This window comes from Polycladidibacter hongkongensis, from assembly GCF_001561995.1.
Lineage (GTDB): Bacteria > Pseudomonadota > Alphaproteobacteria > Rhizobiales > Stappiaceae > Pseudovibrio > Pseudovibrio hongkongensis.
The window spans coordinates 365,667-387,748 of sequence record NZ_LLWC01000022.1; the positions used below are offsets into that span (position 1 = coordinate 365,667).

27 protein-coding genes and 1 tRNA gene are annotated in these 22,082 nt (G+C 54.5%); 16 read left to right on the forward strand and 12 right to left on the reverse strand.

Translation table 11 applies throughout. The annotated features are described in order from the left end of the window. Positions 1–11 precede the first annotated feature (11 nt). The 4 genes from eda to AYK82_RS09765 all read left to right on the forward strand — a co-directional run bounded on the left by eda (position 12) and on the right by AYK82_RS09765 (position 3,381). The gene (eda, locus tag AYK82_RS09750; protein WP_068314677.1) at positions 12–650 is read left to right on the forward strand and encodes a bifunctional 4-hydroxy-2-oxoglutarate aldolase/2-dehydro-3-deoxy-phosphogluconate aldolase; all 639 of its coding nucleotides are present in this window, start codon (positions 12–14) and stop codon (positions 648–650) included. A 226-nt stretch (positions 651–876) separates the two neighbouring features. Further along, positions 877–2,511 (forward strand): glucose-6-phosphate isomerase, encoded by a 1,635-nt coding sequence (gene pgi, locus AYK82_RS09755; protein WP_068314682.1) that lies wholly within the window; start codon positions 877–879, stop codon positions 2,509–2,511. A gap of 206 nt (positions 2,512–2,717) precedes the next feature. After that, positions 2,718–2,987, forward strand: a complete 270-nt coding sequence (locus AYK82_RS09760; RefSeq protein ID WP_068314685.1) for a bacteriocin — start codon at positions 2,718–2,720, stop codon at positions 2,985–2,987. Positions 2,988–3,111: 124 nt separating this feature from the next. Then, positions 3,112–3,381 carry a glycine zipper domain-containing protein gene (locus tag AYK82_RS09765; RefSeq protein WP_068314687.1) on the forward strand — a complete coding sequence of 90 codons (270 nt, stop codon included), beginning with the start codon at positions 3,112–3,114 and terminating at the stop codon, positions 3,379–3,381. A gap of 79 nt (positions 3,382–3,460) precedes the next feature. On the opposite strand, the gene ald is transcribed toward AYK82_RS09765, so the two are convergent. Beyond that, positions 3,461–4,576 (reverse strand): alanine dehydrogenase, encoded by a 1,116-nt coding sequence (ald, locus tag AYK82_RS09770; protein WP_068314689.1) that lies wholly within the window; start codon positions 4,574–4,576, stop codon positions 3,461–3,463. A gap of 158 nt (positions 4,577–4,734) precedes the next feature. Here ald and AYK82_RS09775 point away from each other — a divergent pair, with 158 nt between their 5' ends. Further along, positions 4,735–5,202, forward strand: a complete 468-nt coding sequence (locus AYK82_RS09775; protein ID WP_068314693.1) for an Lrp/AsnC family transcriptional regulator — start codon at positions 4,735–4,737, stop codon at positions 5,200–5,202. Between the two features lie 129 nt (positions 5,203–5,331). Beyond that, complete coding sequence (locus AYK82_RS09780) at positions 5,332–6,210, forward strand: SMP-30/gluconolactonase/LRE family protein (protein WP_244265746.1); 879 nt, start codon at positions 5,332–5,334, stop codon at positions 6,208–6,210. 73 nt (positions 6,211–6,283) lie between these two features. Here AYK82_RS09780 and AYK82_RS09785 read toward each other — a convergent pair whose 3' ends face one another. The 8 genes from AYK82_RS09785 to AYK82_RS09820 all read right to left on the reverse strand — a co-directional run bounded on the left by AYK82_RS09785 (position 6,284) and on the right by AYK82_RS09820 (position 10,381). Continuing rightward, positions 6,284–6,616 (reverse strand): RebB family R body protein, encoded by a 333-nt coding sequence (locus AYK82_RS09785; protein ID WP_068314697.1) that lies wholly within the window; start codon positions 6,614–6,616, stop codon positions 6,284–6,286. A 139-nt stretch (positions 6,617–6,755) separates the two neighbouring features. Further along, a complete protein-coding gene (locus tag AYK82_RS09790) occupies positions 6,756–7,082 on the reverse strand; it encodes a RebB family R body protein (protein ID WP_068314706.1) in 327 nt (108 codons plus the stop codon). Between the two features lie 97 nt (positions 7,083–7,179). After that, entirely contained in the window at positions 7,180–7,842 is a 663-nt protein-coding gene (locus AYK82_RS09795) for a hypothetical protein (protein WP_068314713.1), read from the reverse strand. A 5-nt stretch (positions 7,843–7,847) separates the two neighbouring features. Further along, a complete protein-coding gene (locus AYK82_RS09800) occupies positions 7,848–8,357 on the reverse strand; it encodes a hypothetical protein (RefSeq protein WP_068314717.1) in 510 nt (169 codons plus the stop codon). A gap of 48 nt (positions 8,358–8,405) precedes the next feature. Next, complete coding sequence (locus AYK82_RS09805; protein ID WP_068314720.1) at positions 8,406–8,585, reverse strand: hypothetical protein; 180 nt, start codon at positions 8,583–8,585, stop codon at positions 8,406–8,408. A 28-nt stretch (positions 8,586–8,613) separates the two neighbouring features. Then, on the reverse strand, positions 8,614–9,477 hold the full coding sequence (locus tag AYK82_RS09810) for a hypothetical protein (RefSeq protein WP_068314731.1): 864 nt from the start codon (positions 9,475–9,477) through the stop codon (positions 8,614–8,616). A 19-nt stretch (positions 9,478–9,496) separates the two neighbouring features. After that, complete coding sequence (locus tag AYK82_RS09815; protein WP_068314744.1) at positions 9,497–9,724, reverse strand: RebB family R body protein; 228 nt, start codon at positions 9,722–9,724, stop codon at positions 9,497–9,499. A 69-nt stretch (positions 9,725–9,793) separates the two neighbouring features. Further along, positions 9,794–10,381, reverse strand: coding sequence for an RNA polymerase sigma factor (locus AYK82_RS09820; protein WP_068314748.1), 588 nt, complete (start codon positions 10,379–10,381; stop codon positions 9,794–9,796). Between the two features lie 406 nt (positions 10,382–10,787). On the opposite strand from AYK82_RS09820, the gene AYK82_RS09825 reads away from it, so the two are divergent. Next, entirely contained in the window at positions 10,788–11,171 is a 384-nt protein-coding gene (locus AYK82_RS09825) for a hypothetical protein (protein WP_068314752.1), read from the forward strand. 127 nt (positions 11,172–11,298) lie between these two features. Here AYK82_RS09825 and AYK82_RS09830 read toward each other — a convergent pair. Continuing rightward, positions 11,299–11,374 (reverse strand) — tRNA-Lys (locus tag AYK82_RS09830). Between the two features lie 563 nt (positions 11,375–11,937). On the opposite strand from AYK82_RS09830, the gene AYK82_RS09835 reads away from it, so the two are divergent. The 7 genes from AYK82_RS09835 to ilvC all read left to right on the forward strand — a co-directional run bounded on the left by AYK82_RS09835 (position 11,938) and on the right by ilvC (position 18,274). After that, entirely contained in the window at positions 11,938–13,707 is a 1,770-nt protein-coding gene (locus AYK82_RS09835; protein ID WP_068314753.1) for an acetolactate synthase 3 large subunit, read from the forward strand. 20 nt (positions 13,708–13,727) lie between these two features. After that, on the forward strand, positions 13,728–14,324 hold the full coding sequence (gene ilvN / locus AYK82_RS09840; protein WP_068314755.1) for an acetolactate synthase small subunit: 597 nt from the start codon (positions 13,728–13,730) through the stop codon (positions 14,322–14,324). Positions 14,325–14,503: 179 nt separating this feature from the next. Continuing rightward, positions 14,504–15,256 (forward strand): pyridoxine 5'-phosphate synthase, encoded by a 753-nt coding sequence (locus tag AYK82_RS09845; RefSeq protein ID WP_068315667.1) that lies wholly within the window; start codon positions 14,504–14,506, stop codon positions 15,254–15,256. Positions 15,257–15,413: 157 nt separating this feature from the next. Beyond that, positions 15,414–15,974 (forward strand): DJ-1/PfpI family protein, encoded by a 561-nt coding sequence (locus AYK82_RS09850; RefSeq protein ID WP_068314756.1) that lies wholly within the window; start codon positions 15,414–15,416, stop codon positions 15,972–15,974. An 86-nt stretch (positions 15,975–16,060) separates the two neighbouring features. Continuing rightward, the gene (locus tag AYK82_RS09855; protein WP_068314763.1) at positions 16,061–16,426 is read left to right on the forward strand and encodes a ribbon-helix-helix domain-containing protein; all 366 of its coding nucleotides are present in this window, start codon (positions 16,061–16,063) and stop codon (positions 16,424–16,426) included. A 156-nt stretch (positions 16,427–16,582) separates the two neighbouring features. Further along, positions 16,583–17,203, forward strand: coding sequence for a TetR/AcrR family transcriptional regulator C-terminal domain-containing protein (locus AYK82_RS09860; RefSeq protein ID WP_068314767.1), 621 nt, complete (start codon positions 16,583–16,585; stop codon positions 17,201–17,203). 51 nt (positions 17,204–17,254) lie between these two features. Continuing rightward, positions 17,255–18,274: a ketol-acid reductoisomerase gene (ilvC, locus tag AYK82_RS09865; protein WP_068314770.1), complete on the forward strand. Its 1,020-nt coding sequence runs from the start codon at positions 17,255–17,257 to the stop codon at positions 18,272–18,274. A gap of 288 nt (positions 18,275–18,562) precedes the next feature. Here ilvC and AYK82_RS09870 read toward each other — a convergent pair whose 3' ends face one another. Continuing rightward, on the reverse strand, positions 18,563–18,787 hold the full coding sequence (locus AYK82_RS09870) for a helix-turn-helix domain-containing protein (RefSeq protein ID WP_068314772.1): 225 nt from the start codon (positions 18,785–18,787) through the stop codon (positions 18,563–18,565). A 10-nt stretch (positions 18,788–18,797) separates the two neighbouring features. After that, positions 18,798–19,412: a DUF2975 domain-containing protein gene (locus tag AYK82_RS09875; RefSeq protein ID WP_068314775.1), complete on the reverse strand. Its 615-nt coding sequence runs from the start codon at positions 19,410–19,412 to the stop codon at positions 18,798–18,800. A 106-nt stretch (positions 19,413–19,518) separates the two neighbouring features. Here AYK82_RS09875 and AYK82_RS09880 point away from each other — a divergent pair, with 106 nt between their 5' ends. Together AYK82_RS09880 and AYK82_RS09885 are read left to right on the forward strand one after the other, a co-directional pair. Further along, positions 19,519–20,697, forward strand: a complete 1,179-nt coding sequence (locus tag AYK82_RS09880; RefSeq protein ID WP_082733848.1) for a GNAT family N-acetyltransferase — start codon at positions 19,519–19,521, stop codon at positions 20,695–20,697. A gap of 57 nt (positions 20,698–20,754) precedes the next feature. Continuing rightward, a complete protein-coding gene (locus AYK82_RS09885; protein ID WP_068314780.1) occupies positions 20,755–21,666 on the forward strand; it encodes a PhzF family phenazine biosynthesis protein in 912 nt (303 codons plus the stop codon). Positions 21,667–22,082 lie beyond the last annotated feature (416 nt).

The window sequence follows — 22,082 nt, forward strand, 5'->3', positions numbered from 1 at the left end:
AGGAGAGCCCCATGGTTCAGAGCATCGAGCGCGTCGAAAAAGTGATGACCGCCGCCCCCGTGATTCCGGTCCTTATCGTCAATGACCCGAAAAAAGCTGTGCCAATGGCCCGCGCGCTGGTTAAAGGCGGCCTGCCCTCCATCGAAATCACACTGCGCACTCCCAACGCTCTGGACTGCATCAAGGCCGTGGCCGATGAAGTCGAAGGCGCACTGGTTGGCGCGGGCACCGTGCTTAATCACCAGCAGTATGAAGCCTCTGTAAAAGCAGGCTCGACTTTCGTCGTCTCTCCCGGTGCCACAGACGCCCTTATCGCAGCGGCAAAAGACTTCGCGGACGTACCGCTTCTGCCAGGCGCATCCACCGCCTCTGAAGCAATGAAGCTGCTAGAGGCTGGCTTCCAGCGTCAGAAGTTTTTCCCAGCGGTGCCTGCAGGCGGTGCGCCTTTCCTCAAAGGTCTGTCCTCTCCGCTGGCCGCTGTCAAATTCTGCCCAACCGGTGGCGTCAGCCTCGCCAACGCAACCGACTTCCTCAAGCTGCCAAACGTGTTGTGTGTCGGCGGCTCTTGGATTGCGGATGCCAGCGCCATCGAAAATGAAGACTGGGCCGGCATTGAAGAGCGCGCTAAGGCAGCCGCAGCGCTTTCATAACACTTTTACTTTTGCAAAAAGGGGAGCACAACGAACCTCCCCTTTTTCTCTAGGTATATAATTTTCTAAATAAATTATTTCCCCAACTCACACCGCAAAAATGAATACAAATCGTCGCGTTGTCGCTCTAGATGCTTAACAACCGGCTCAATCGCGCTATAGATATTTGAAAAGGGTGCGGCTGCACCTCCCCTTAGGACACCTTAAGTTTTAGGAAACGACTGTAATGCCCAACACTGACGCTATCTGGCAGTCTCTCGCCACCCACGCCGCTGCCCTCTCTCAAACACCGCTTACCGAGTTATTTGCGCAAGATTCTAGCCGTTTTGCCAGCTTCTCACGCCAGCAGGACGATCTGCTCCTAGATTTCTCAAAGAACCTGGTGGATGAAGAAACCCTCTCCCTCCTGCTTGAGCTCGCCTCTGCCAGTCAGGTCGCCGCCAAGCGCGACGCCATGTTTGCTGGCGAGAAGATCAACACCACAGAAGACCGTGCTGTCTTGCACACTGCCCTTCGCAACCAGTCTGACGAACCGGTAATCGTGGATGGCACAGACGTGATGCCGGAAGTCCGCGATGTACTGGCCCGCATGGGCGATTTCGCAGAAGCCATCCGTGCTGGTGAACTAACCGGCTCCACCGGAGAGGCCTTTACCGACGTGGTCAATATCGGCATTGGTGGCTCGGATCTTGGCCCGGCAATGGCAACCCTTGCACTCGCCCCCTATCACAATGGCCCGCGCCTGCACTTTGTCTCAAATGTCGACGGTGCCCACATCCACGATACCTTGCAGGAACTGGACCCGAAAACCACGCTTGTCATCGTTGCCTCCAAGACATTCACCACCATCGAGACCATGACCAATGCCGCCACAGCGCGCCAATGGATCGCCAAGCACTGCGGCGAAGCAGCCGTTGGCGCACACTTTGCTGCTGTTTCCACTGCGCTGGACAAAGTTGCTGCCTTCGGCATCGAGGCCGAACGTGTCTTCGGTTTTTGGGATTGGGTGGGGGGCCGTTACTCCATTTGGTCTGCAATTGGCCTGCCACTGATGATCGCCATCGGGCCCGATGCCTATGGTGATTTCCTCGGCGGCGCATATGAAATGGACAACCACTTTAAAGACGCTGAACTGCAAGACAACCTGCCCGTACTCATGGGCTTGATCGGCGTTTGGCATCGCAACGTGCTGGGCTATGACACCCGCGCCGTGCTGCCCTATGATCAGCGCCTCTCTCGCTTCGCCGCCTACCTGCAACAGCTGGATATGGAATCAAACGGCAAACGGGTTACAAAAGCTGGTAGCACTGTTGAGCGTGACACCGGCCCGATTGTCTGGGGCGAGCCCGGCACAAATGGCCAGCACGCCTTCTACCAGCTGATCCATCAGGGCACCAGCATCATCCCCTGCGAGTTCCTGATCGCCACCACCAGCCACGAGCCGGATCTCCAGCACCACCACGATCTCCTCGTTGCCAACTGTCTGGCGCAAAGTGAGGCATTGCTAACCGGCCGTGATCAAGCCACCTGTGAAGCTATCCTGCGCGAGCAAGGCAAATCAGAGGCAGACATCGCCAAACTGGCCCCGCAGAAGGTCTTCCCCGGCAACCGCCCGTCCCTAACCTTGATGTATAAGACGCTGGACCCACGCACCCTTGGGCGTTTGATCGCACTTTACGAACACCGCGTGTTTGTGGAAGGTGCCATTTGGGGCATCAACTCCTACGATCAATGGGGCGTGGAACTGGGTAAAGAGCTGGCAACCAAACTCCTGCCAATGGTCGAAGGCAAGCAACCGGTTGCGGATAAAGACAGCTCCACCACCGGCCTCTTGGCATACCTGCACAACCAGCGCCGCTAGGCCGACTTTTCCTGAGTTTTGCTTAAAAGGCGCGGCACCCTGCTGCGCCTTTTTTATGTCCGCATGCCCTCACAGACCTTGCGTTAAGCTGCAGTTAACCATACCGTTGCAATTAATGGGTAGGATTTACCAAGGCTCCGCGCTGCTGTTGCGCCGCTTTGCATCAGACAGCCCCGGCCAGCACGTATACCAAAAGGATATTAACAATGAAAAAGACAGCTTTGCTCTGCCTCGCCCTTTTCGCCCTAGCGGCATGTGACACCGCCCGCACGTCTAACCGCAACCTCCTCGGCGCTGGCGTTGGCGCTGCAACTGGCGCCGCCGTCGCCGCAGCCACCGGCGCAGAGGCGGGTGGCGTACTGGCAGGAGCTGCCATTGGCGGCGTCGCAGGCGGCGTGTTGGCTGATCAAACTGCCCCTAAAAACTGCACCGCCTATGACAAGAATGGCCGTCCATTCGCGGTTAAATGCCCTTAAGCTTTAAACATCCTCTTGCAATGCCGCGGCACAATGCGGCATTCATCTTTCCCTAAGATCTTCTCCTTACGCTTCGTCAATATCGATGACTATAGACACTGTCCGGTGCTAAGGAGTTTGATTGATGAAAGCCCTCGCGATTGCCGCCGCCGCAATGCTGACCCTAGCCGCGTGCAACACCACATCCAAACAGGATAGAACCTTGGTCGGCGCTGGCCTTGGCGCCGCAACCGGTGCAGCCATCGGCGCTGCCGCTGGCGGTGATGCTGGAAGCGCGCTTGCTGGCGCTGCAATCGGCGGTGTCACCGGCGGCATCATCGGCAATGCCACCGCCCCAAAAAACTGCACGGCCTACGACAAAAATGGTCGGCCTTACGCAGTGACTTGCCCTTAAACACTAGAGCAGCCCAGGCATGTAAAGAAGGCCGAGGCAGTCCAGCCTCGGCCTACTTTTCAAGCATGTTTAGCTATGCTTATTGTAGCGCGTCTTCCGGCGACACATAGTCATATCCAAGGTTTTCCGCAACTTCTCTCTCACATACCTTCCCCTTGAATACATTAAGGCCCGGCAAGAAGCCCGGAGTTTCCAGCAAAGCCGCCTTGTAGCCTTTATCCGCCAGTGCCAGCACGTATGGCAGGGTTGCATTGTTCAGTGCGTAGGTCGAGGTGCGCGGCACAGCACCCGGCATATTTGCCACGCAGTAGTGCACCACATCATCCACCAGATAGGTTGGATCCGTATGCGTCGTCGCATGCGAGGTTTCAAAACAGCCGCCTTGATCGATAGCAACGTCGACCAGCACAGAGCCTGCGGTCATTTCTTTGACCAACTCCGCACTCACCAGCTTTGGCGCAGCCGCGCCAGCCACCAGCACCGCGCCAACCACCAGATCAGCCTTACGCACGGCCTGCTCCAAAGCCGCACGCGAAGCGTAAACGGTCTTCAAACTTGCTCCAAAACGCGCGGAGAGCTGATCAAGCACACTGAGGTTACGATCCAAAACTTGCACATCCGCACCAAGGCCTAGCGCCATCTCGATTGCGTGCGAACCAACAACGCCACCACCAATCACAACAACATTGGCAGGCGCAACGCCGGGCACCCCGCCAAGCAGAACACCCTTGCCGCCATTTGCTTTTTGCAAGGCAGTCGCACCCGCCTGAATAGAAAGCCGACCAGCGACCTGCGACATCGGCGCTAACAGCGGCAAGCGTCCTTGCCCATCACGCACAGTCTCATAGGCGATACAAACAGCACCGCTCTCAACCAGATCTTTTGTTTGCTCTGGGTCTGGTGCCAGATGCAAGTAGGTGAACAGCAGGTGATCAGGCCGCAGCATCTTGCGCTCACTTGCTTGCGGCTCCTTCACTTTGACGATCATCTCCGCCCGCTCAAACACCTCTTCAGCGCTTGCCAGCACCTGCGCACCTTCCGCTTCATAAGCTGCATCACTTGCGCCAATACCAAGCCCGGCACCGCTCTGCACAAACACCTCGTGCCCATGCGCTGTCAGCTCGTGCACACTTTCCGGTGTCAAACCAACCCGGTACTCGTGATCTTTTATCTCTTTTGGAACACCCACGCGCATTATCAATCCCTCCTGCGGCTCAACGGTGAAATATTTGAAATACTCTAACCTCGACACACAAAAAGATGATTGCGATTTGCAATTTGTTTGCTTGGGTTTTGCAATTATCTGCGAATTTGTCTAAATATCTTTGCAGATAATATCAAAGGTACTCCGATATGTCGTTGGATCGATTAGACAAACGAATCCTTGCGCATCTGCAAAAGCAGGGACGAATTTCAAATGCAGATCTGGCAGATACGGTCGGCCTGTCACCCTCCGCCTGCCTGCGCCGCATTCGCCTTTTGGAAGAGCATGGTTACATCGAGCGCTATGCCGCCATTCTGAACCCCAAAAAGCTGGGACGAAGTATGAGCGTTTTTGTTGAAATCTCGCTTACGTCTCAATCAGAAGAAACGCTCGCCGCCTTTGAGCGCGCCGTTGCGCGCTCCTCCGAAATCATCGAATGCCACCTCATGGGGGGTAACTCCGATTATCTGCTACGCATCGCGGCCCGCGACCCGGAAGATTTTGAGCGGATCCACCGCGATCATCTCACCCGCCTACCCGGCGTCTCGCGCATGCGGTCGTCGTTCTCCATTCGTAATGTCAAACAAGACAACGCCTTGCCTATTTCTGCAAGCTAAGCAACGTCGCAGTAGAGTGATTTGCTATCGACCCCTGTGCATTGCCGTTCTATAACTTTCACATAACAACGCTAGCCTACCCGCATACTTCGTGCTCTGGGCCCGCCGCTGTAATACTTGGAGATGATTGTGCAGCCTATTATTACCTGCCTTCTTGATGGCCGCTACCCTTTGGCAGAGGGCCTCACATGGGATGATGTCACCGGCACTCTGCTTTTCTGTGATATCCTTGGCAAAAACATCCACGCCTATGATTGGGATACAGAATCACTACAAACGTGGAGCTTTCCCAAGAAAGTCGGCTCTTTCGGCCTGTGCAAGGATGGGCGCTTGATCGTTGCCATGCTCGACGAAATTATCCTGTTTGATCGCACCACCAAGTTCTATGATCAACTGGCCCCCATCGAGCAAGACAACCCGCGCACACGCCTGAACGATGGCAAGGTCGGCCCCGATGGCGCTTTCTGGGTGGGGACCATGGACGATCAAACTCCGCGAGAGCCGATTGCATCACTCTACCGGATTGCGCCAGATGGCCAAGTCACCCGGCACGCAACCGACCTCAAAACCTCCAACGGCCTGTCATGGTCCCCTGATGGCAAGACCATGTATCATTCAGATACCGGCCCTGGCTGGGTCGATGCCTATGATTTTGAACCTAAAACAGGCGAGTTGTCCAACCAACACCGCTTCTTGCAGCTCGACAATACCGTTGGCCGCCCGGACGGCGCCGCTGTCGATGTAGATGGCAACTATTGGTCCGCAGGTGTTTCCGCTGGCAATCTGAATTGCTTCTCAAAGGACGGCGAGATGCTGCATTCCATCCCGATGCCCGTGCCGCGCCCGACCATCCCGTGCTTTGCAGGACATGACTTGAGCACGCTGGTCACCGCAAGCCTACGCCCGCCTGAAGGTGATCCGTTGCTTGAGCAGTTCCCGAAATCCGGCGGTCTGTTTGCCTTCAAAGCTCAGGCCAAAGGCCTCCCACCCTACCGCTTTGGGTCGTAAAAATCCCTCCTCTGGGCGCTGCACAGAGGAGGGGCACTCGCTTGGGCACTCCGACTGCCATGCAGCCGAAAATCTAGCGACCAGTGTTGCCAAATGCTTGAATAAGCGTAAGCAAGGTCGCCATTTGGTCTGGTGTCCCAGTTTGCCCGACCTTTTCGGTCGCAGCTGCACCGGCCATAGTGTCCATAGAGTAAATCTGAATAACACCTTGGTTCGCAGCAGCCTGCGCCAATGTGTTCTGTTGCTGTGCTGCCGCAACAGAGTTCTCAAACAAAATGCCGGTCGAATGCGCCATAGACTGGAACAAAGACCCCATTGCCATTGCGGGTGCCTCAGCAACGACTTTTACGTTTGCTTGGGTCACCGCATCTGTGATCATTGGGCTTACAGTGGTTGGATCAGCCATTGAGTTTTCTCCAAAGTTTGCAGCGCGCGCTGCGATAGATCAAACAAACCTACCGGGCCAAGTACGCGAGACCATCTTCACTTGTAGCTCAGCTTAACACCCGGCGACTTGCTTTCATTCAAGTTGAGTTGGTGGGCGGCTATACGTTGTTAAACGCCTGGATGAGAGTGAGCAGGGTGCTCATTTGGTCAGGAGTACCAGTCTGGCCCACTTTTTCTGTGGCACCAGCGCCAGCCATGGTGTCCATGGAGTAAATCTGCATCACACCTTGGTTTGTCGCAGCTTGCGACAGGGTATTCTGCTGCTGAGACGCTGAAACATAGTTTTCAAACAAAATGCCAGTGGAGTGCGCAGCAGACTGAAACAACGAGCCCATCGCCATTGCCGGTGCTTCAGCGACAACCTTAACGTTTGCCTGAGTCACTGCATCGGTAATCATTGGGCTAACAATAGTGGGATTTGCCATAGTAATGTCTCCTGAGATAATCTCGCTTATTGCGAGCTACAAAGATAAAGACGCTACAAAACAAATACCGTGAACCAACAAAACAGACTATTTTCTGCTAGACTTTATTTTTATTTGCTAACTTTTCATTAATCATGGTCTGCAGGCTCTTGATAACTGGAGAAATACGCTCATCCAGCTTTTCCTCTACAATTTCGTTAATCCGTTGATCAACAAATTTCTTAACCGCAGCAACAAGTTGCTCAACCATTTCTTTTTGACCAAGCGGCAATGCAGCCAGTTGCGCTTGCGCGGCGTTTTGGTTCCCAGCGGAGGTAGACTGCCCCCCCTGCGCCACCCCAGTTTCCGTAGCAGTAGAGGCACTTGCCACGTTGGGCGTGGTATCTGATGCAGCTGTGTTAGTACTCTCAGGATTCATGCCGGCGTTCATCTCCGCCACAGCTTCACTCTCGTTTTTCTGGTAACGCGCAACATCCTGCGACATTGACTGCATAACCTGCTGCGCTGCCGCGTCAACACCAGCTAGCACCCCTTGCGCAGACTGGGCAAAACTCTGTGTTGTTTGTGCGATTTCCTGTTTCTGCCGCTCTATCTCGGCCATCAGGCTACGCACTTCCTGACTAACAGAGGGAACCGGTTCCCCCTGGGCTCGCTCAGCAGCAGCGCCCGCCGGGCGCTGCTCTGGCAGAGACGAAGATTTTGCAGCTGCACCGCTTGGCGATACAGCCCCACCCTCTTCACTTTGCTTGTCGTCAGCCATGAGCCTTAGGCGTTCCCACCGCGCAGATTGGCAACATAGCTCCGCACTTCGTCATCACTCATGCGGCCAACACGCTCGGTTGCCGCTTCACGGCGACAATGGCAAACCTCACCACAGGCGCATGGATCTTCCTCTTCCATTTCCAGAAACTCTTTAGTCTCCATCATCATCGCAATGGCTTCCATGCGTGCGCTTTCGTCACGCCCACCATCGCCGCGTGTTCCACGCTGGGAATCTTGAGAAATCTCAACCATATCAAACTGCTCCTCTTCAATGACTAGTTCAGCCCCTTGCGAAGTCGGCGCGTCTCCACCCCGCTCCCCCTCAAGGCAAAAAACCATTTCAGCCCGTAGCAAAGCCTCGCGAGCTCTTTGCAACTCCTTTAGATAGGTCAGCCGCAAACGCGATGCCTCCTGTTGCTGTGTCCCCTCGTCACCACGGCCTGCCTCGCCACCTTCAACGGCAACAATCACAGCCTCAAGTTCCTCGCGGATATAGGTTGCATCCCGTTCCATGGGCTTTCCTTTCATCAGTTGAAACTCTGACCACGGCACGAAACCCCGTCAGCTCTTCTCAAGCAATTTTTTGAGAACTACGAGAACCAACAGGTCATGCCAGCTTAGCGAAGACAGGAGCTGCAACGCATCCTGCAAGTTTTCAGGGTGTGACTTTTCAGAGGCCTGCCCATTAGTTTTATGATTCTGCGCGGTGGGGTTGGCACCGCTTCCACTTTCACCGCTCATCACCATTCTCCTTGAGCCTCGGCTCGCGCTAGATCTTCACATCACCAATGATCGTTTTTGCCGCGGTCCCTGCTGTCGTGCTCGCGGTTCCAAAGGCCGATATCGCCGCCGTTACCATTTCCTGCAAGGTGACCAAAGCAGGCGCATCCACCGCCGCAGTCGCCGGATTTTCGGCGATTTTTCGTGCCACTACAGCCTGAGCGGCCATGGAAATTTGCATAACGCCGTTCATATAGCTCTCAGCATTTTGGTTGGCATGTCCGGCGGTTTGCGTCGCCATCACTTCAGCTGGCACTGAAACCATGTCGGCCAGATGCGCATCAACCTCCGCATTGGTGAATTGCACCGCTTGTACGATTTGGCTATTCAAAGCCGATGTATCCGGCAAATTGTCATCGGCCATTGCACCAGACCCTCCGTTACCACCAGTGTTTCCACCATCACCATTCCCGCCGCCGCTGCCCCCACCGGCGCCTCCTCCCCCCTCTGGAGAATACGCCCGCGCAGAGCCTGTGCCATAGCGGGAGCTGGCGGCTTCACCGGCAGCTGATACCCTCTCCTTTGGCAAGGGCGGCAAATACTCGACCCGCCGTTTTTCGGGATCACTTGCATCTGGCTGTGTCGCATTAAGTCCAGAGCTTTGGCCCGCTTGGCTTTGCTGCGAACGGCGGTTTTCAAACCGGGAAACCGCCTCATAAAGCCCATCAGCGGTCGCCTGCGCGCCGCGTTTGAACAGATCTGCCTCGACCCTGCCATTCTCCAAATTCAGCGGTGCGTCATCTGATCGCTTCGCGCCATTGAGAAATGCCCGCCGCCGCGCCAACGCATCCTTTGCATAGCTTGATGGCCGCTCGCCAAATGCTGCCCCACTCTGATCCCCAGTCGTCGCCATCTACGCCGCCTCCAGAAACTTAGCCCTTGATGTCCATGATTTGCTGGACACCTTTCGAAACAACCGCAGTCGAGATCTGGTTCATGCCCTGTTGGGCTTGCGTTGCATTCTGCACCGAGAGGCCAGTCGCATGGCTCACCACCTGATACAAGCTGGCAATCGCTTGCGAGGGCGATTCGGCCACCACCTTGACGTTGGTCTGCGTCACAGCATCAGTAATTTGCGCATTAACGGTATCTTCGGCCATTGTTCCGCCTCTTGATAGAATTTGTTAACTATTAAGAAAGGACGCGCTATGCGCCTCTATGTGAAAGCACTAAAGCGCAAAAAGCGTCCGCAACGGCCCATCCACCTGCGCACGCAGGCGTTGACGCAAAAATTGCACACGCTTGCGTGCCAACGCCTGCGAGATGTCCAGATCCTTGGATATTTCAGGGTATCCTTTGTCCTCGATAAATTTCAGCACAAAGATTTCCCGGTAGATTGTCGGCAGAGACTTCAAGCTCTCGCACACCATTGCAAGCACCTGCCTGTCTCCAGAAAGCCTTTCCTGTGGCGCATCATCTGCATTGGCAGGAGCGACCCTGTCAGCATAAACATCACAATCTGGATCATAGACCTGCAACTCGACCCGGCGCTTACGATATTGGCTAATGAACTCGTTACGCACCGCTGAAAGGAAAAAGGCGCGCGGTTCCCGCAATTCGATCCCGCCCCTCACAAAATGATTTGCGATTTTGACAATACTGGCCGAAAGCAAATCCTCAGCTGCGTCACGATCCCCGTTGCACAATCGCAAAGCCGCCCCCATCAGCAACGGACGGCACTCCGACCAATGCCTCCACAACTGCTCTAGGCTATAAGAGGGCGCGGGCGCCGCTTGGCGCTGTATGGCTGCATACATGACTAAACCTCTAATTGAAGCCCAGCGACAACCAAACGCAGTACAAACTTGATTGGCACAAGTAACCCTATCGAATACTTATTGATTTCAACTCAAATCCATAAGCTGACATCAACCTGAGATAGAGTTAGTCAGTGCAACCTATGCGCGTCACCTCCCCATTTTCGTAGCCTGATACATCTGTCAACCTCAGTTTCACCATTAGGAAAAGATGCGGGGAGGAAAAAAGTAGACAAGTTCAAACGGTTAACAGGACAACTTAAAGTATGTCCATTTACTTTAATCTACTTTAAGGTGTTGAAAACCTCGCTACACACCCGCCATGGCCAGCAACGCGCAAGCTTCACTACAACTTTATTTTGTATATTGGCGAATTATCATGCGTATACTTGTAAGGGGATTCTCTATGCGCCGTATCGTAAACGCAGCCGCTGCCGCTGCCCTCGCCCTCTCCGTGTCGGCTTGCGCCACCAGCCCGGGCAACATCACTGCTACTTATATTCCAGCTGCCACCTATCAGAATTTCTCTTGTAAGCAACTCGCTCAGGAACAGCGGGTCGTAGCGCAGAAAGTTGCTGAACTAACCGGCAAACAAAAGCGCGCCGCAACCACCGATGCCGTAGCTGTCACCGTTGGCGCCGTCATCTTCTGGCCAGCACTTCTGCTTCTGGCAGCCACAGAAGATGAAAAAGAACAACTGGCAAACCTGAAAGGCCAGCATGATGCGTTGCGTCTCGCCGCCGCGCAAAAAGGCTGCCCGCCGATCATGACAAAACCAAGCAAAAGCTAGCCGCATCTGCGTTGAAAACTCAGATGAACCGCCTTGCATCCGCGAGGCGGTTTTCTTTGTTTAGCATCTAGGCAACAAAAAAGGCCCCTAATTGGGACCTAACAATCATCAGCAAGAACTAGTAAAATGGTGGGTGCACAGGGATTCGAACCCGGGACCTACTGATTAAAAGTCAGTTGCTCTACCAACTGAGCTATACACCCACGCCGCGTTTCGTTGCGGTGGAGGCTGTCTAATCCCTTTGCGCTAAGGACGCAACCCTTCTGCATCCATTTTTTTGCGCTCATTGGGGAAAACCAATCTGGAAAAGCTAAATACATCACAGGGTTAACGTGCGGTACACACGCAACCCCTCTCACCTAACGTTAGCAAACGCGCGCAATAACGAAACATTTGCCAACAACAGAACACGTCGCAGCAATTCATGCAAATAACTGCGCGGCATTGACGCAATTATCAAAATACCCCTTGACGTAAGCCTCGAGAAAAACATACTTAGGCCATCTGTTCGGTACGCGAACGAGTCACCTGAGATAACATCAGGTGCCCACGGTTAGAAACTCAATTGGAGAGGGCCTCGCGCCCAATTATAAACATGACCAACTCTGTACTTCTAATCGTGGTGGGAATGCGCGTCGCCGGGGTGGGTTAGGCCACCAGGAACGGGTAGACGCGCACAAGGAGCCTAGAGGGCTCCTTTTTTATTGGTCCAATGCGGACAAATATATTTCTCATTTGACGAGCAACTGGCGACAAGGACTGGAAAATGAAACGGGAGATGACAGGCGCAGAGATGGTTCTCGAAGCGCTGAAAGACAACGGAGCCAAACACGTATTCGGGTATCCCGGTGGCGCCGTCCTTCCTATCTATGACGCAATTTGCCAGCAGGAAGAAATCGAGCACATTCTAGTCCGTCACGAGCAAGGCGCTGGCCATGCTGCAGAAGGCTATGCACGCTCCACTGGCAAACCCGGCGTTGCGCTGGCCACCTCCGGCCCGGGCGCAACCAACATGGTCACCGCACTGACCGACGCATTGTTGGATTCCATTCCCCTTGTCTGCATCACCGGTCAGGTCCCTTCAAACCTCATCGGCACCGATGCATTTCAGGAGTGTGATACCGTAGGCATCACCCGCCCTTGCACGAAACACAATTGGCTGGTCAAAGACGTTGATGATCTGGCAGCGGTGTTACACGAAGCGTTCTATGTGGCCACTTCCGGCCGCCCCGGCCCTGTTGTGGTCGACATCCCGAAGGATGTCCAGTTCGCCACAGGCACCTACACCCCGCCATCTCCGCAAAAAACCCAGCACCAGAGCTATCGGCCAGCGCAAAAAGGCGATATCACCGCCATCCGCGCGGCGGTTGAGCTGCTCGCCCGTGCCGAACGCCCCGTTCTCTATACCGGTGGTGGTGTTGTAAACTCCGGCCGCGAAGCCTCGCAATTGCTGCGCGAGCTTGCGGAACTGACTGGCGCTCCCGTTACATCAACCTTGATGGGCCTTGGGGCCTACCCTGCATCTGGCAAAAACTGGTTGGGCATGCTGGGGATGCACGGAACATACGAAGCCAACATGGTGATGCATGACTGTGATGTCATGATCAACATCGGCGCCCGCTTTGATGACCGCATCACCGGCCGCCTTGATGCGTTCTCGCCAAACTCCAAAAAAGTACATATCGACATTGACCCGTCTTCAATCAACAAGATTGTTCAGGTTGATATTCCTATCGTTGGCGATGTGGCCCACGTACTGGAAGACATGCTTCGCCTGTGGCGCTGCGAGAATATGCAGCCAAACCCAAAAACCAAGGAATGGCACAGACAAATCGACAAGTGGCGCGCCCGCGATTGTCTGGCCTATCGCAATTCCGATGAAGTCATCATGCCCCAATACGCGCTGCAACGATTGGCAGCTGCGGTAAAGGGAAAGGACTACTACATCTCCACCGAAGTTGGCCAACACCAGATGTGGGCGGCACAGTTCCTGCCATTTGAAGAGCCAAACCGCTGGCTCACCTCCGGCGGCTTTGGTACCATGGGCTACGGCCTGCCAGCCTGTAATGGCGCGCAAGTTGCCAATCCCGATGCCCTTTGCATTAACGTAGCTGGCGACGCCTCGATCCTGATGAACATTCAGGAAATGTCGACCGCTGTTCAGCACGGTCTGTCGCCTAAGAATTTCATCCTCAACAACAGCTACATGGGCATGGTGCGCCAATGGCAGCAGCTGCTGCATGGCAACCGCCTGTCTCACTCCTACACAGATAGCCTGCCTGATTTTGTGAAGTTGGCCGAGGCCTACGGAGCCAAAGGCATACGCGTTACCAAGCCGGATCAGCTGGACGACGCCATCGCCGAGATGATTGAAACCCCCGGACCTGTGTTGTTTGACTGCTGCGTTGCCCAGCTGGCAAACTGCTTCCCGATGATTCCATCGGGCAAGGCACACAACGATATGCTACTGCCAGACGAAGCCACAGACGAGGCTGTTGCCAACGCAATCGATGAAAAAGGCAAGTTCCTAGTCTAAGGGATGGGGAGGATAGTATTATGAATGCGAAGAATGTAGACGCCCTATCGGCTTATTTCCTAGAGGATCTTGAAAACAATCAGGAAACTCACACCCTATCCATCGTGGTAGATAACGAGCCGGGTGTACTGGCACGCGTCATCGGCCTGTTTTCCGGACGTGGCTACAATATTGATGCACTCAGCGTGTCGGAAACCGAACAACGCCACCACCTGTCGCGCATCACCATCATCACCACCGGCACCCCGCAGATTATCGAGCAGATCCGCCATCAGCTCGATCGCTTGGTTCCGGTTCACAAGGTGACAGACCTCACTGTTGAAGCACGTCGCAAAGGCCACGAAAAACCTCTGGAGCGCGAGCTTGCGCTCGTCAAAGTCCGTGGGCAGGGGGAAAACCGTCTGGAAGCACTCCGCCTCGCCGAAGCTTTCAAGGCAACGGTAATTGACGCCACAACCGAGCATTTTGTCTTTGAACTCACCGGGCGCACCAATAAGGTCACCCAGTTCATCGAAATCATGCGCCCGCTCGGTCTGATTGAAGTGGCACGAACCGGCGTGGTCGCCCTGTGCCGCGGCTCCGCTTCCATGCGCGATGAGATGGCAGCAGATATCTAGCCAGCCTCTCGCAAGCTTCCAGCCCTCGCACAATGTGTGGGGGCTGCATCTCCTCCTAATCCTTTTCGCCCATATTAAGCCCTCAAAAAAGCTTGAAACAAGCAACAGGAGCAATTGCAGGCATGCACGCCTTGGCAATATGCTCTATGGTGACCTACCGCATTGATTTGGGATGTTTCATGAGCACACACAGCCGTTTATCTGTAAATGTGAACGCCGTTGCCATGCTGCGCAACCGGCGCAGTTTGCCTTGGCCAAATGTAACCAACATGGCTGCCATCGCACTGCAAGCAGGCGCCAAAGGCATCACCGTGCACCCGCGCCCGGACGAACGTCACATCCGCCGTTCTGATGTGGCCGAGCTCGCCGAGATGATCAGCACCCGCTTTCCCGCCAAAGAGCTCTGCCTTGAGGGCTACCCGGACGCCTCTTTTCTGGAGCTGGTCGAAACCACCAAGCCGACACAGGTCCTCTTCGTGCCAGATGATCCGGCGCAAACCACTTCCGATCACGGCTGGGACTTTGGCAAAGACAGCGAACTGTTGAAAGACGTTATTGCCGCCGCCAAGAGCTGGGGGGTTCGCACATCACTGTTTGTCGATCCTGATGCCAGCGAACCGGAAAAAGCAGCCACCTGCGGCGCTGACCGGATTGAAATATACACCGGCCCTTACGGAGCATGCCCCGCTGGCTCCCCCGCCTCGTTGAAAGAGCTGGAGCGCCTCCTCGCCACCGCAAACGCCGCCCAAGCAGCAGGCCTTGGCGTAAATGCCGGACACGACCTCACCGTAGATAATCTACCACCCCTGATTACACAGGCCCCCTTCATCGGTGAAGTCTCCATCGGCCACGGTTTTGTCGCCGATGCGCTGATCCATGGCTTCGCCGAAAGCGTCAGGCGCTTCCGGCGCGCACTGCGCGAAATCGGCTAGCCGAAACACCGCACCACAACTAAAGCCCCGCACTTCGGGGCTTTTTTACTGCGCCCACCACAAACTACGTAGTACTACGCTATTACCTTTTACAAGCTCTAAGCTGCTAGCTTCTTCTCATTGATATTTCACACACCTAATGCTTTGGGAGGAGCACATGTCCAAGAAAATCTTGATGATCACCGGAGATTTCACCGAGGACTATGAAACCATGGTGCCGTTTCAGGCGCTGCAGGCAATGGGCCACAGAGTAGATGCCGTTTGCCCAGAAAAGACCGCGGGAGAGACTGTCGCCACCTCAATTCATGACTTTGAAGGCGACCAAACCTATACGGAAAAACGTGGCCACAACTTCGCACTCAACGCCACGTTCTCTGAGATAAATGTAGCCGACTACGACGCACTCGTCATTCCCGGTGGGCGTGCACCTGAATATTTGCGTCTAAACGAAGACGTGCTCAAGGCGGTGCGTCACTTCTTTAAGGCAGACAAGCCGGTCGCTGCAATCTGTCATGGCCCCCAACTGCTCGCCGCAGCTGATGTCCTGCAGGGCCGCACCTGTTCGGCCTACCCCGCATGTAGCCCGGAGGTAAAGTTAGCGGGCGCACAATTTGCACCAATTGAAGTAGACCAAGCTGTAACTGACGGAAATCTGGTCACTGCGCCGGCATGGCCAGCGCACCCCGATTGGCTGAAGCAGTTTAACGCTCTACTTTAATCTGGTTTGCCGTCACCTTGCCTTCTGGGCTAGACTGGAGTGTGCCAGCCACACTCTGGTCCTAGTGCTTTTCAGAGGAAATCTGCATGTGCGAACTATTCATCAAAGCCGAACCAAATCTCTGGCAAAACACCACAAAATCAATTCGCATGCAGGGCCAAGTCACATCCATTCGCCTTGAAAACCACTTCTGGATGATTCTGGTTGAAATCGCCGCCCGCGACAGCCTCTCTCTCCCGCAGCTGCTCCTGCGACTATATGACGAGAGTGTCGAAGAAGGACATGATATGGTCAATTTCGCCTCTTTCCTACGGGTTTGCTGCACCCGTTACCAAGCGTTGCAACTCAGCCAAGACATCCCTCAGGACGAAAACCAGCCAATCGGCTCACTTGATGCACGCCAGATCCTGCAAAATGAACAGGAACGACGCGCAACAAAAGCTGTTTGTTAGCCACACACTCACATTGACGCAATTTTGTGAAATAAATTTAGCCTCACCCGTAATTTTTGGTTGACCGTATCTCGATTCTCCTAGATAACAGAACCGTACCGTACGGTACTAGATAGAGGCGTACTTTACAGCAACCTACAGCGAAAGCACTAAGGCGTGAGCGAGACAGCGACACAATACACAGAGCGGCAAACCGCCGTTTTGGACGCAGCCCTCGCCCTGCTTGTCGATGGCGGTGAGAAAGCCCTAACGACTGCGGCAATCGCTAAGGCTGCCGGTTGCTCTAAGGAAAGCCTCTACAAATGGTTTGGTGACCGTGATGGCCTGCTGGCTGCCATTGTTACCCGTCAGGCCTCCAAAGTGCGCACGCCCACAGCTCCGGCAAGGGGCTTTACTGAGGAAGACCTGCACAACGCACTGGTTGCTTTTGCCCATAACCTACTGCAGGTTATTTGTGGTGATGTTTCCATAGCCCTTAATCGGCTCGCTATTTCGCAAGCCAGCAAGGGCGATCCCTCCCTTGGCAAGCAATTGCTAAGACGCGGCCGCGGCCACATTGGCGCGCAGACCACCATCTTGCTGCGACAGGCAGAGGCCGCGGGTTTTTTAAAGTTTGACAGCGCCGAAGCGGCCTATCAGGTTCTCTACGGCCTTGTCCTGCAAGACATTCAGTTGCGTGTACTGCTTGGAGACAGTCTGCGCCCTGAAGAGCAAAACCTGAAACAGCTGGCAGAAGCGGCAGTCCGCCACTTCCAAAAGCTCTATCAACCAAACTGACTTGAACGGCCTGCAAATCAGCAGGCCACGCCATTAAGGGACGAAAAAAAAATGCGCGTTTACTATGACCGCGACTGCGATCTGAACCTGCTCAAAGGCAAAAAAGTTGCCATCATCGGTTACGGCTCCCAGGGCCGCGCCCATGCTATGAACCTGAAAGACAGCGGCGTTGAAGGTATTGTTATCGCCCTGCGTGAAAGCTCCACTACTCGCCTGAAGGCAGAGGCTGATGGCTTCACCTGCAAAACCGTTGCAGAAGCTGCTAAAGAAGCAGATCTGATGATGATGGCCACTCCTGATGAGCTGCAAGCTGACATCTGGAAAGACGAAATTGCTGGCAACATCCGTGACGGCGCCGCTGTTGCCTTTGCACACGGCCTGAACGTTCACTTTGGTCTGATCGAGCCAAAAGCTTCCATCGACGTTCTGATGGTTGCACCAAAAGGCCCGGGCCACACCGTGCGCGGCGAATACCAGAAAGGCGGCGGTGTGCCTTGCCTGATCGCAGTTCACCAAGACGCAACCGGCAATGCAAAAGATCTCGGCCTTGCATACGCATCCGGCGTTGGTGGCGGCCGCTCCGGCATCATCGAAACCTCATTCCGCGAAGAATGTGAGACCGATCTATTCGGCGAGCAGGCTGTGCTCTGCGGTGGTCTGGTAGAGCTGATCCGCGCTGGCTTCGAAACCCTCACCGAAGCTGGTTACGCTCCGGAAATGGCTTACTTCGAGTGTCTGCATGAAGTAAAACTCATCGTTGACCTGATCTACGAAGGCGGCATCGCCAACATGAACTACTCCATCTCCAACACTGCGGAGTGGGGTGAGTACCAGACAGGCCCACGCATCGTAACTTCCGAAACCAAAGCGGAAATGAAGCGCGTACTGGAAGAAATCCAGAACGGCACCTTCACCTCCGAGTGGATCCAGGAATACAAAGCCGGTGGCGCGAAGTTCAAAGCAACCCGTCGTCTGAACGACGAGCACCCAATTGAAGAAGTTGGTGCGAAACTGCGCGAAATGATGCCATGGATTTCCGCTGGCAAACTGGTTGACAAAACCAAGAACTAATCAAGCAAAATTGCCTTGGCGCGGATCAAGCCAGCGCCAAGGCAGCATTTGGTGCAAAGCGCTGCCGATAAACGAGCGGTGCCACCTTCCAGAAAAACCGGCTCCTAATAGGGCCGGTTTTTTTATGTCAAGCTTTGAACTTTGGAAGTTTAGGGGAGGCGGCCCAGCTGGCTCAGCAGGGTTGGGGACGAAGCTGAAACAACAAGGCCGCCACACACAGGGAACAAGTGGGCAAAAAAAGCGTTAGGCAGGGGTGTAGCCATATCGCAATCGTGTTCCCTGAATTTCTTAGGATCCGCCATCCTCAGGCGCATCTGGAATAAACTCAAGCAAATCACCGGGCTGACAATCAAGCGCAGCACACAGCGCATCCATCGTTGCCAATCTTACAGCCTTCGCACGCCCGCTCTTGAGCACTGACAGGTTCTGCGGCGTTATGCCAACCTTGCCAGCTAACTCGTTGAGCGAGATTTTGCGCCGGGCCATCATCACATCAAGATTGACAACGATCATCCACGTTTCCTTAAATCACGTGCTCGATTTCATCTTGCAAGCGAGCAGCCTCTTCCTGCGTTGCTGCTGCCAAAGCACTCATCTTGCCAATCGCCACCACCGCCAATGCGCCGATGATAACCGTTAAATTGATATCGAGCTCGACAATCGTCCAAAGCGAGGGCAGCACCTCTGCCCCGGTTTTCTCGAGCAGCATCTCGCGGGCGGCCATTGCGGTGAACAGAGCGTTTGCCACTTGCAAAGCAACCGAGAACAGCATGCAATAACCAATTTTCAAGAGGCGACGACAATTTGTGCTGACAAACACCTCTCCTCGTTGGAACCGCGCAAACAACCGGTCAGCCTGATACACGATGCTGAGCCAAACCACCAAATACACAAGAATGGTAAGGATCTCGAAGATTTCATAGAAAGCAGGCGCCGACCCGTCTTCACTTGCAAGCACACCTTCATTGGCGATTTGCTGCAACTCCCGCAATAGCAGCGGATCAATCGTGTTTGCGTCCTGCACGTTTAAGTACACTTCTTGGGCAATTACGAAGGCTGGCACAAAAACCACAGTGAGCAGCAGGAACACCCTTGCAATCACCGCATATCTGACCAACTGTTGTTTTAGTTTTTCCATCACGCATCCCCAATGCACTTAAATTCTGATGTAGCACACAAATAACCATTGTAAAGTAAAAAATTATCGTTTTTCGATAAATTAGTCACCCATAACGAGATATTTCATGCAAGCTCCACCAACTCCCATAATGTCAATACAGCCGGCCAAAGCCAGCCAAGTAAAAGCGCTTACACAGCTCATGCATCGCGCCAAAGCCCATTGGGGTTATTTAGAGGAGGACATGCTGGTTTTTCGTGCCCATTGGCACATATCCAAACAATTCATAGAAGATAATTCCGTATTTGTGGTAATTTCCGCAAAACAAATCGCCGGTTTCGTATCAATCACGCCTTCTACGGAAGAAAACTGCGCAATCATGGCGCATCTGTTTGTCGATCCCGTATACCACGGCAAAGCAATAGGCCGCGCGCTTTTGCACTCAGCAGAGGAGCATTGCAAGCAAAAGGGCTACTCTACGCTAACGCTGGAATCTGATCCGCACGCAGCCCCGTTCTATCAGCGTCACGGCTATCAGATCACCGGCGAACGGCCCTCCAGCTTTCAAAATTGCCCCCCGATCAAACGCATGCAGCGAACCCTTTCCCCACACATTTCTCGTCTACAAGACATCGAACTGACAATCGACCGCGGACAGCTCTGGGAGTTTGAAGAACAAAACCGAGCTGCGATCGCCGCAGACTTCGCAAAGCGGCAGCAACAAAACCCTCATCTCTGGAATGGCCGCCTTCTCCACCTCACGCATTACGAGCTGGACGCCGGAACACTGCGCGGCAACTTGGTGGAAACCAGCTTCGCGGCCTTTATGGCGTGGCGGACATGGGGATTGGGGCAATCCCAAGGCTATAATCTTTTCGGTAGCGCCGTAATCCGAAGCAGCGAAGGCCATCTCGTCTTTGGCGAAATGGCAAATCACACGGCAACTGCAGGCAGCATCTATCCCTTTGGTGGTAATCTGGATCTTAACGACATCACGGCTCAAAACAATGTCGATGTACTCGGCTCAATCGCAAGAGAACTAGAAGAAGAAACGGGACTGATTGCCCCCAACCCCTCGACCCTTTATTTGCTCGAGGATGGCCCGCGCCTCTGCGTTGCTGCCCTGCTCCCCTTTTCCACCCCTGCACAGCAGCTGGCCGCCGCCATTCAGCAGCACAACGATCTTCTGGAGTTTCCCGAGATTGCCCGTCCGCACATTTTCCAGAAGAACGCCCCGTTGCCAGAAAAACAGATGCCCCCCTTTGCCCGCAACCTTGCTCGCTTTCTACTCTCAAGCTCATCTTGAGCCCAGCTGCCACCTCCACTAAGCTGCCGACAGTATCGTTCTAAGGATAACCCTGCCATGGCCCGCACCTATTCTCTACTTGATGTGTTCTCCGACAAGCCTCTGAGCGGCAACCCTCTGGCTGTCGTGCATGACGCACAGGGCCTGTCAGACAAGCAAATGCAGGCCATTGCCGCGGAGTTCAATCTTTCAGAAACCGTTTTCGTGTTGCCGCCTGAAGACCTGCACCACACCGCCGCCCTTCGCATTTTCACACCCTACGAAGAGTTGGAGTTCGCAGGCCACCCCACAGTTGGCACAGCTGCAATTCTCGCCAGCAGGCAACTGCAGGGCCAAGATACAGCACTCGCCTCGATGATAACCTTGGAGGAAAAGATCGGGATTATCCGCTGCGGTGTGCGTCGCCTGGAAAACGGCAGCCTCCATGCCGAATTTGATCTGCCCAAGCTTCCCAAACCGGCACACCAGATTGGCAGCAAGCAAGACATCGCCGCCGCACTGGGCATCGATCCACTGCTCATCACCTTTGAGAACCATGTCCCGACATCATTCAATGCCGGGTTAAACTTTGTCTACGTGCCGCTGCGCAATGCGCAGGCGCTGCAAAGCCTAGCGCCGCACATGGCCTTGTGGGACCGCGCCTTCGGCCACGTGAGTCACAACAACGCCTTCATCTACACGCGCGAAACCTTGCACGCCGACGCCGCATTTCAGGCGCGTATGCTTTACAAGGGCGACCAGATTCGCGAAGACGCCGCCACCGGATCCGCTGTCGCTGCCTTTGCCGGTGTGATCGCTCGGTTCGATCGCCCGCTCAACGGAACCCATAGTTTTTCCATAGAACAAGGTCTGCAAATGGGCCGCCCCTCACGCATTGATCTGGAAATGCAAATGCAAGACGGCAAGATAGAAAATGCCAGAATCGGTGGATGCGCGGCAATAATTGCCAGCGGCGAACTATATATCTAGCAGGTATAACCAGAGATTCTGTCTAGAAAACTAGAGCAAAGTTAAACAAAGCCAAGCTGGCCTGCGCTATTGCAACAAAAGGGAAATGACACTGCGCGCTTCGCCTAAAGAACAAGCCTGCGACCATCTTGCCTTTTCCTAGTATCTGAGCTATCACCGACTGCAAGTTCAATACGGACGCAGCTCTGCTGCCCCTTTGTTTGCTCGGCACAGCCGGGCCTTGGCCATAGAAGAGACCACACCAGAATGATCGCCGCTCGCGAAAATCTGCTCCTTCTTAACAGCGCATCTGAGTGTGCTGGCCAGCTCCTATTGAACACTCTTCTCCTACTTAGATGCCCCTAGGCGTCGGCGGCCCCGTATCTGGGCGGACCTCTGGGGGAGACTAAAGCAGCAACAGGCAGATTTTCCCCGTA

Bases quoted from the DNA above. Each gene is read 5' to 3' on its own strand.
- ilvN (WP_068314755.1), top strand. From the start codon at position 13,728: ATGAATGCGAAGAATGTAGACGCCCTATCGGCTTATTTCCTAGAGGAT.
- pgi (WP_068314682.1), top strand. From the start codon at position 877: ATGCCCAACACTGACGCTATCTGGCAGTCTCTCGCCACCCACGCCGCT.
- AYK82_RS09795 (WP_068314713.1), bottom strand. From the start codon at position 7,842: ATGGCTGACGACAAGCAAAGTGAAGAGGGTGGGGCTGTATCGCCAAGC.
- ald (WP_068314689.1), bottom strand. From the start codon at position 4,576: ATGCGCGTGGGTGTTCCAAAAGAGATAAAAGATCACGAGTACCGGGTT.
- AYK82_RS09845 (WP_068315667.1), top strand. From the start codon at position 14,504: ATGAGCACACACAGCCGTTTATCTGTAAATGTGAACGCCGTTGCCATG.
- AYK82_RS09850 (WP_068314756.1), top strand. From the start codon at position 15,414: ATGTCCAAGAAAATCTTGATGATCACCGGAGATTTCACCGAGGACTAT.
- AYK82_RS09885 (WP_068314780.1), top strand. From the start codon at position 20,755: ATGGCCCGCACCTATTCTCTACTTGATGTGTTCTCCGACAAGCCTCTG.
- AYK82_RS09805 (WP_068314720.1), bottom strand. From the start codon at position 8,585: ATGAGCGGTGAAAGTGGAAGCGGTGCCAACCCCACCGCGCAGAATCAT.
- AYK82_RS09820 (WP_068314748.1), bottom strand. From the start codon at position 10,381: ATGTATGCAGCCATACAGCGCCAAGCGGCGCCCGCGCCCTCTTATAGC.
- AYK82_RS09760 (WP_068314685.1), top strand. From the start codon at position 2,718: ATGAAAAAGACAGCTTTGCTCTGCCTCGCCCTTTTCGCCCTAGCGGCA.
- AYK82_RS09855 (WP_068314763.1), top strand. From the start codon at position 16,061: ATGTGCGAACTATTCATCAAAGCCGAACCAAATCTCTGGCAAAACACC.
- AYK82_RS09835 (WP_068314753.1), top strand. From the start codon at position 11,938: ATGAAACGGGAGATGACAGGCGCAGAGATGGTTCTCGAAGCGCTGAAA.
- AYK82_RS09825 (WP_068314752.1), top strand. From the start codon at position 10,788: ATGCGCCGTATCGTAAACGCAGCCGCTGCCGCTGCCCTCGCCCTCTCC.
- AYK82_RS09875 (WP_068314775.1), bottom strand. From the start codon at position 19,412: ATGGAAAAACTAAAACAACAGTTGGTCAGATATGCGGTGATTGCAAGG.
- AYK82_RS09785 (WP_068314697.1), bottom strand. From the start codon at position 6,616: ATGGCTGATCCAACCACTGTAAGCCCAATGATCACAGATGCGGTGACC.
- AYK82_RS09815 (WP_068314744.1), bottom strand. From the start codon at position 9,724: ATGGCCGAAGATACCGTTAATGCGCAAATTACTGATGCTGTGACGCAG.
- ilvC (WP_068314770.1), top strand. From the start codon at position 17,255: ATGCGCGTTTACTATGACCGCGACTGCGATCTGAACCTGCTCAAAGGC.
- AYK82_RS09790 (WP_068314706.1), bottom strand. From the start codon at position 7,082: ATGGCAAATCCCACTATTGTTAGCCCAATGATTACCGATGCAGTGACT.
- AYK82_RS09880 (WP_082733848.1), top strand. From the start codon at position 19,519: ATGCAAGCTCCACCAACTCCCATAATGTCAATACAGCCGGCCAAAGCC.
- AYK82_RS09765 (WP_068314687.1), top strand. From the start codon at position 3,112: ATGAAAGCCCTCGCGATTGCCGCCGCCGCAATGCTGACCCTAGCCGCG.
- AYK82_RS09810 (WP_068314731.1), bottom strand. From the start codon at position 9,477: ATGGCGACGACTGGGGATCAGAGTGGGGCAGCATTTGGCGAGCGGCCA.
- eda (WP_068314677.1), top strand. From the start codon at position 12: ATGGTTCAGAGCATCGAGCGCGTCGAAAAAGTGATGACCGCCGCCCCC.
- AYK82_RS09870 (WP_068314772.1), bottom strand. From the start codon at position 18,787: ATGATCGTTGTCAATCTTGATGTGATGATGGCCCGGCGCAAAATCTCG.
- AYK82_RS09800 (WP_068314717.1), bottom strand. From the start codon at position 8,357: ATGGAACGGGATGCAACCTATATCCGCGAGGAACTTGAGGCTGTGATT.
- AYK82_RS09775 (WP_068314693.1), top strand. From the start codon at position 4,735: ATGTCGTTGGATCGATTAGACAAACGAATCCTTGCGCATCTGCAAAAG.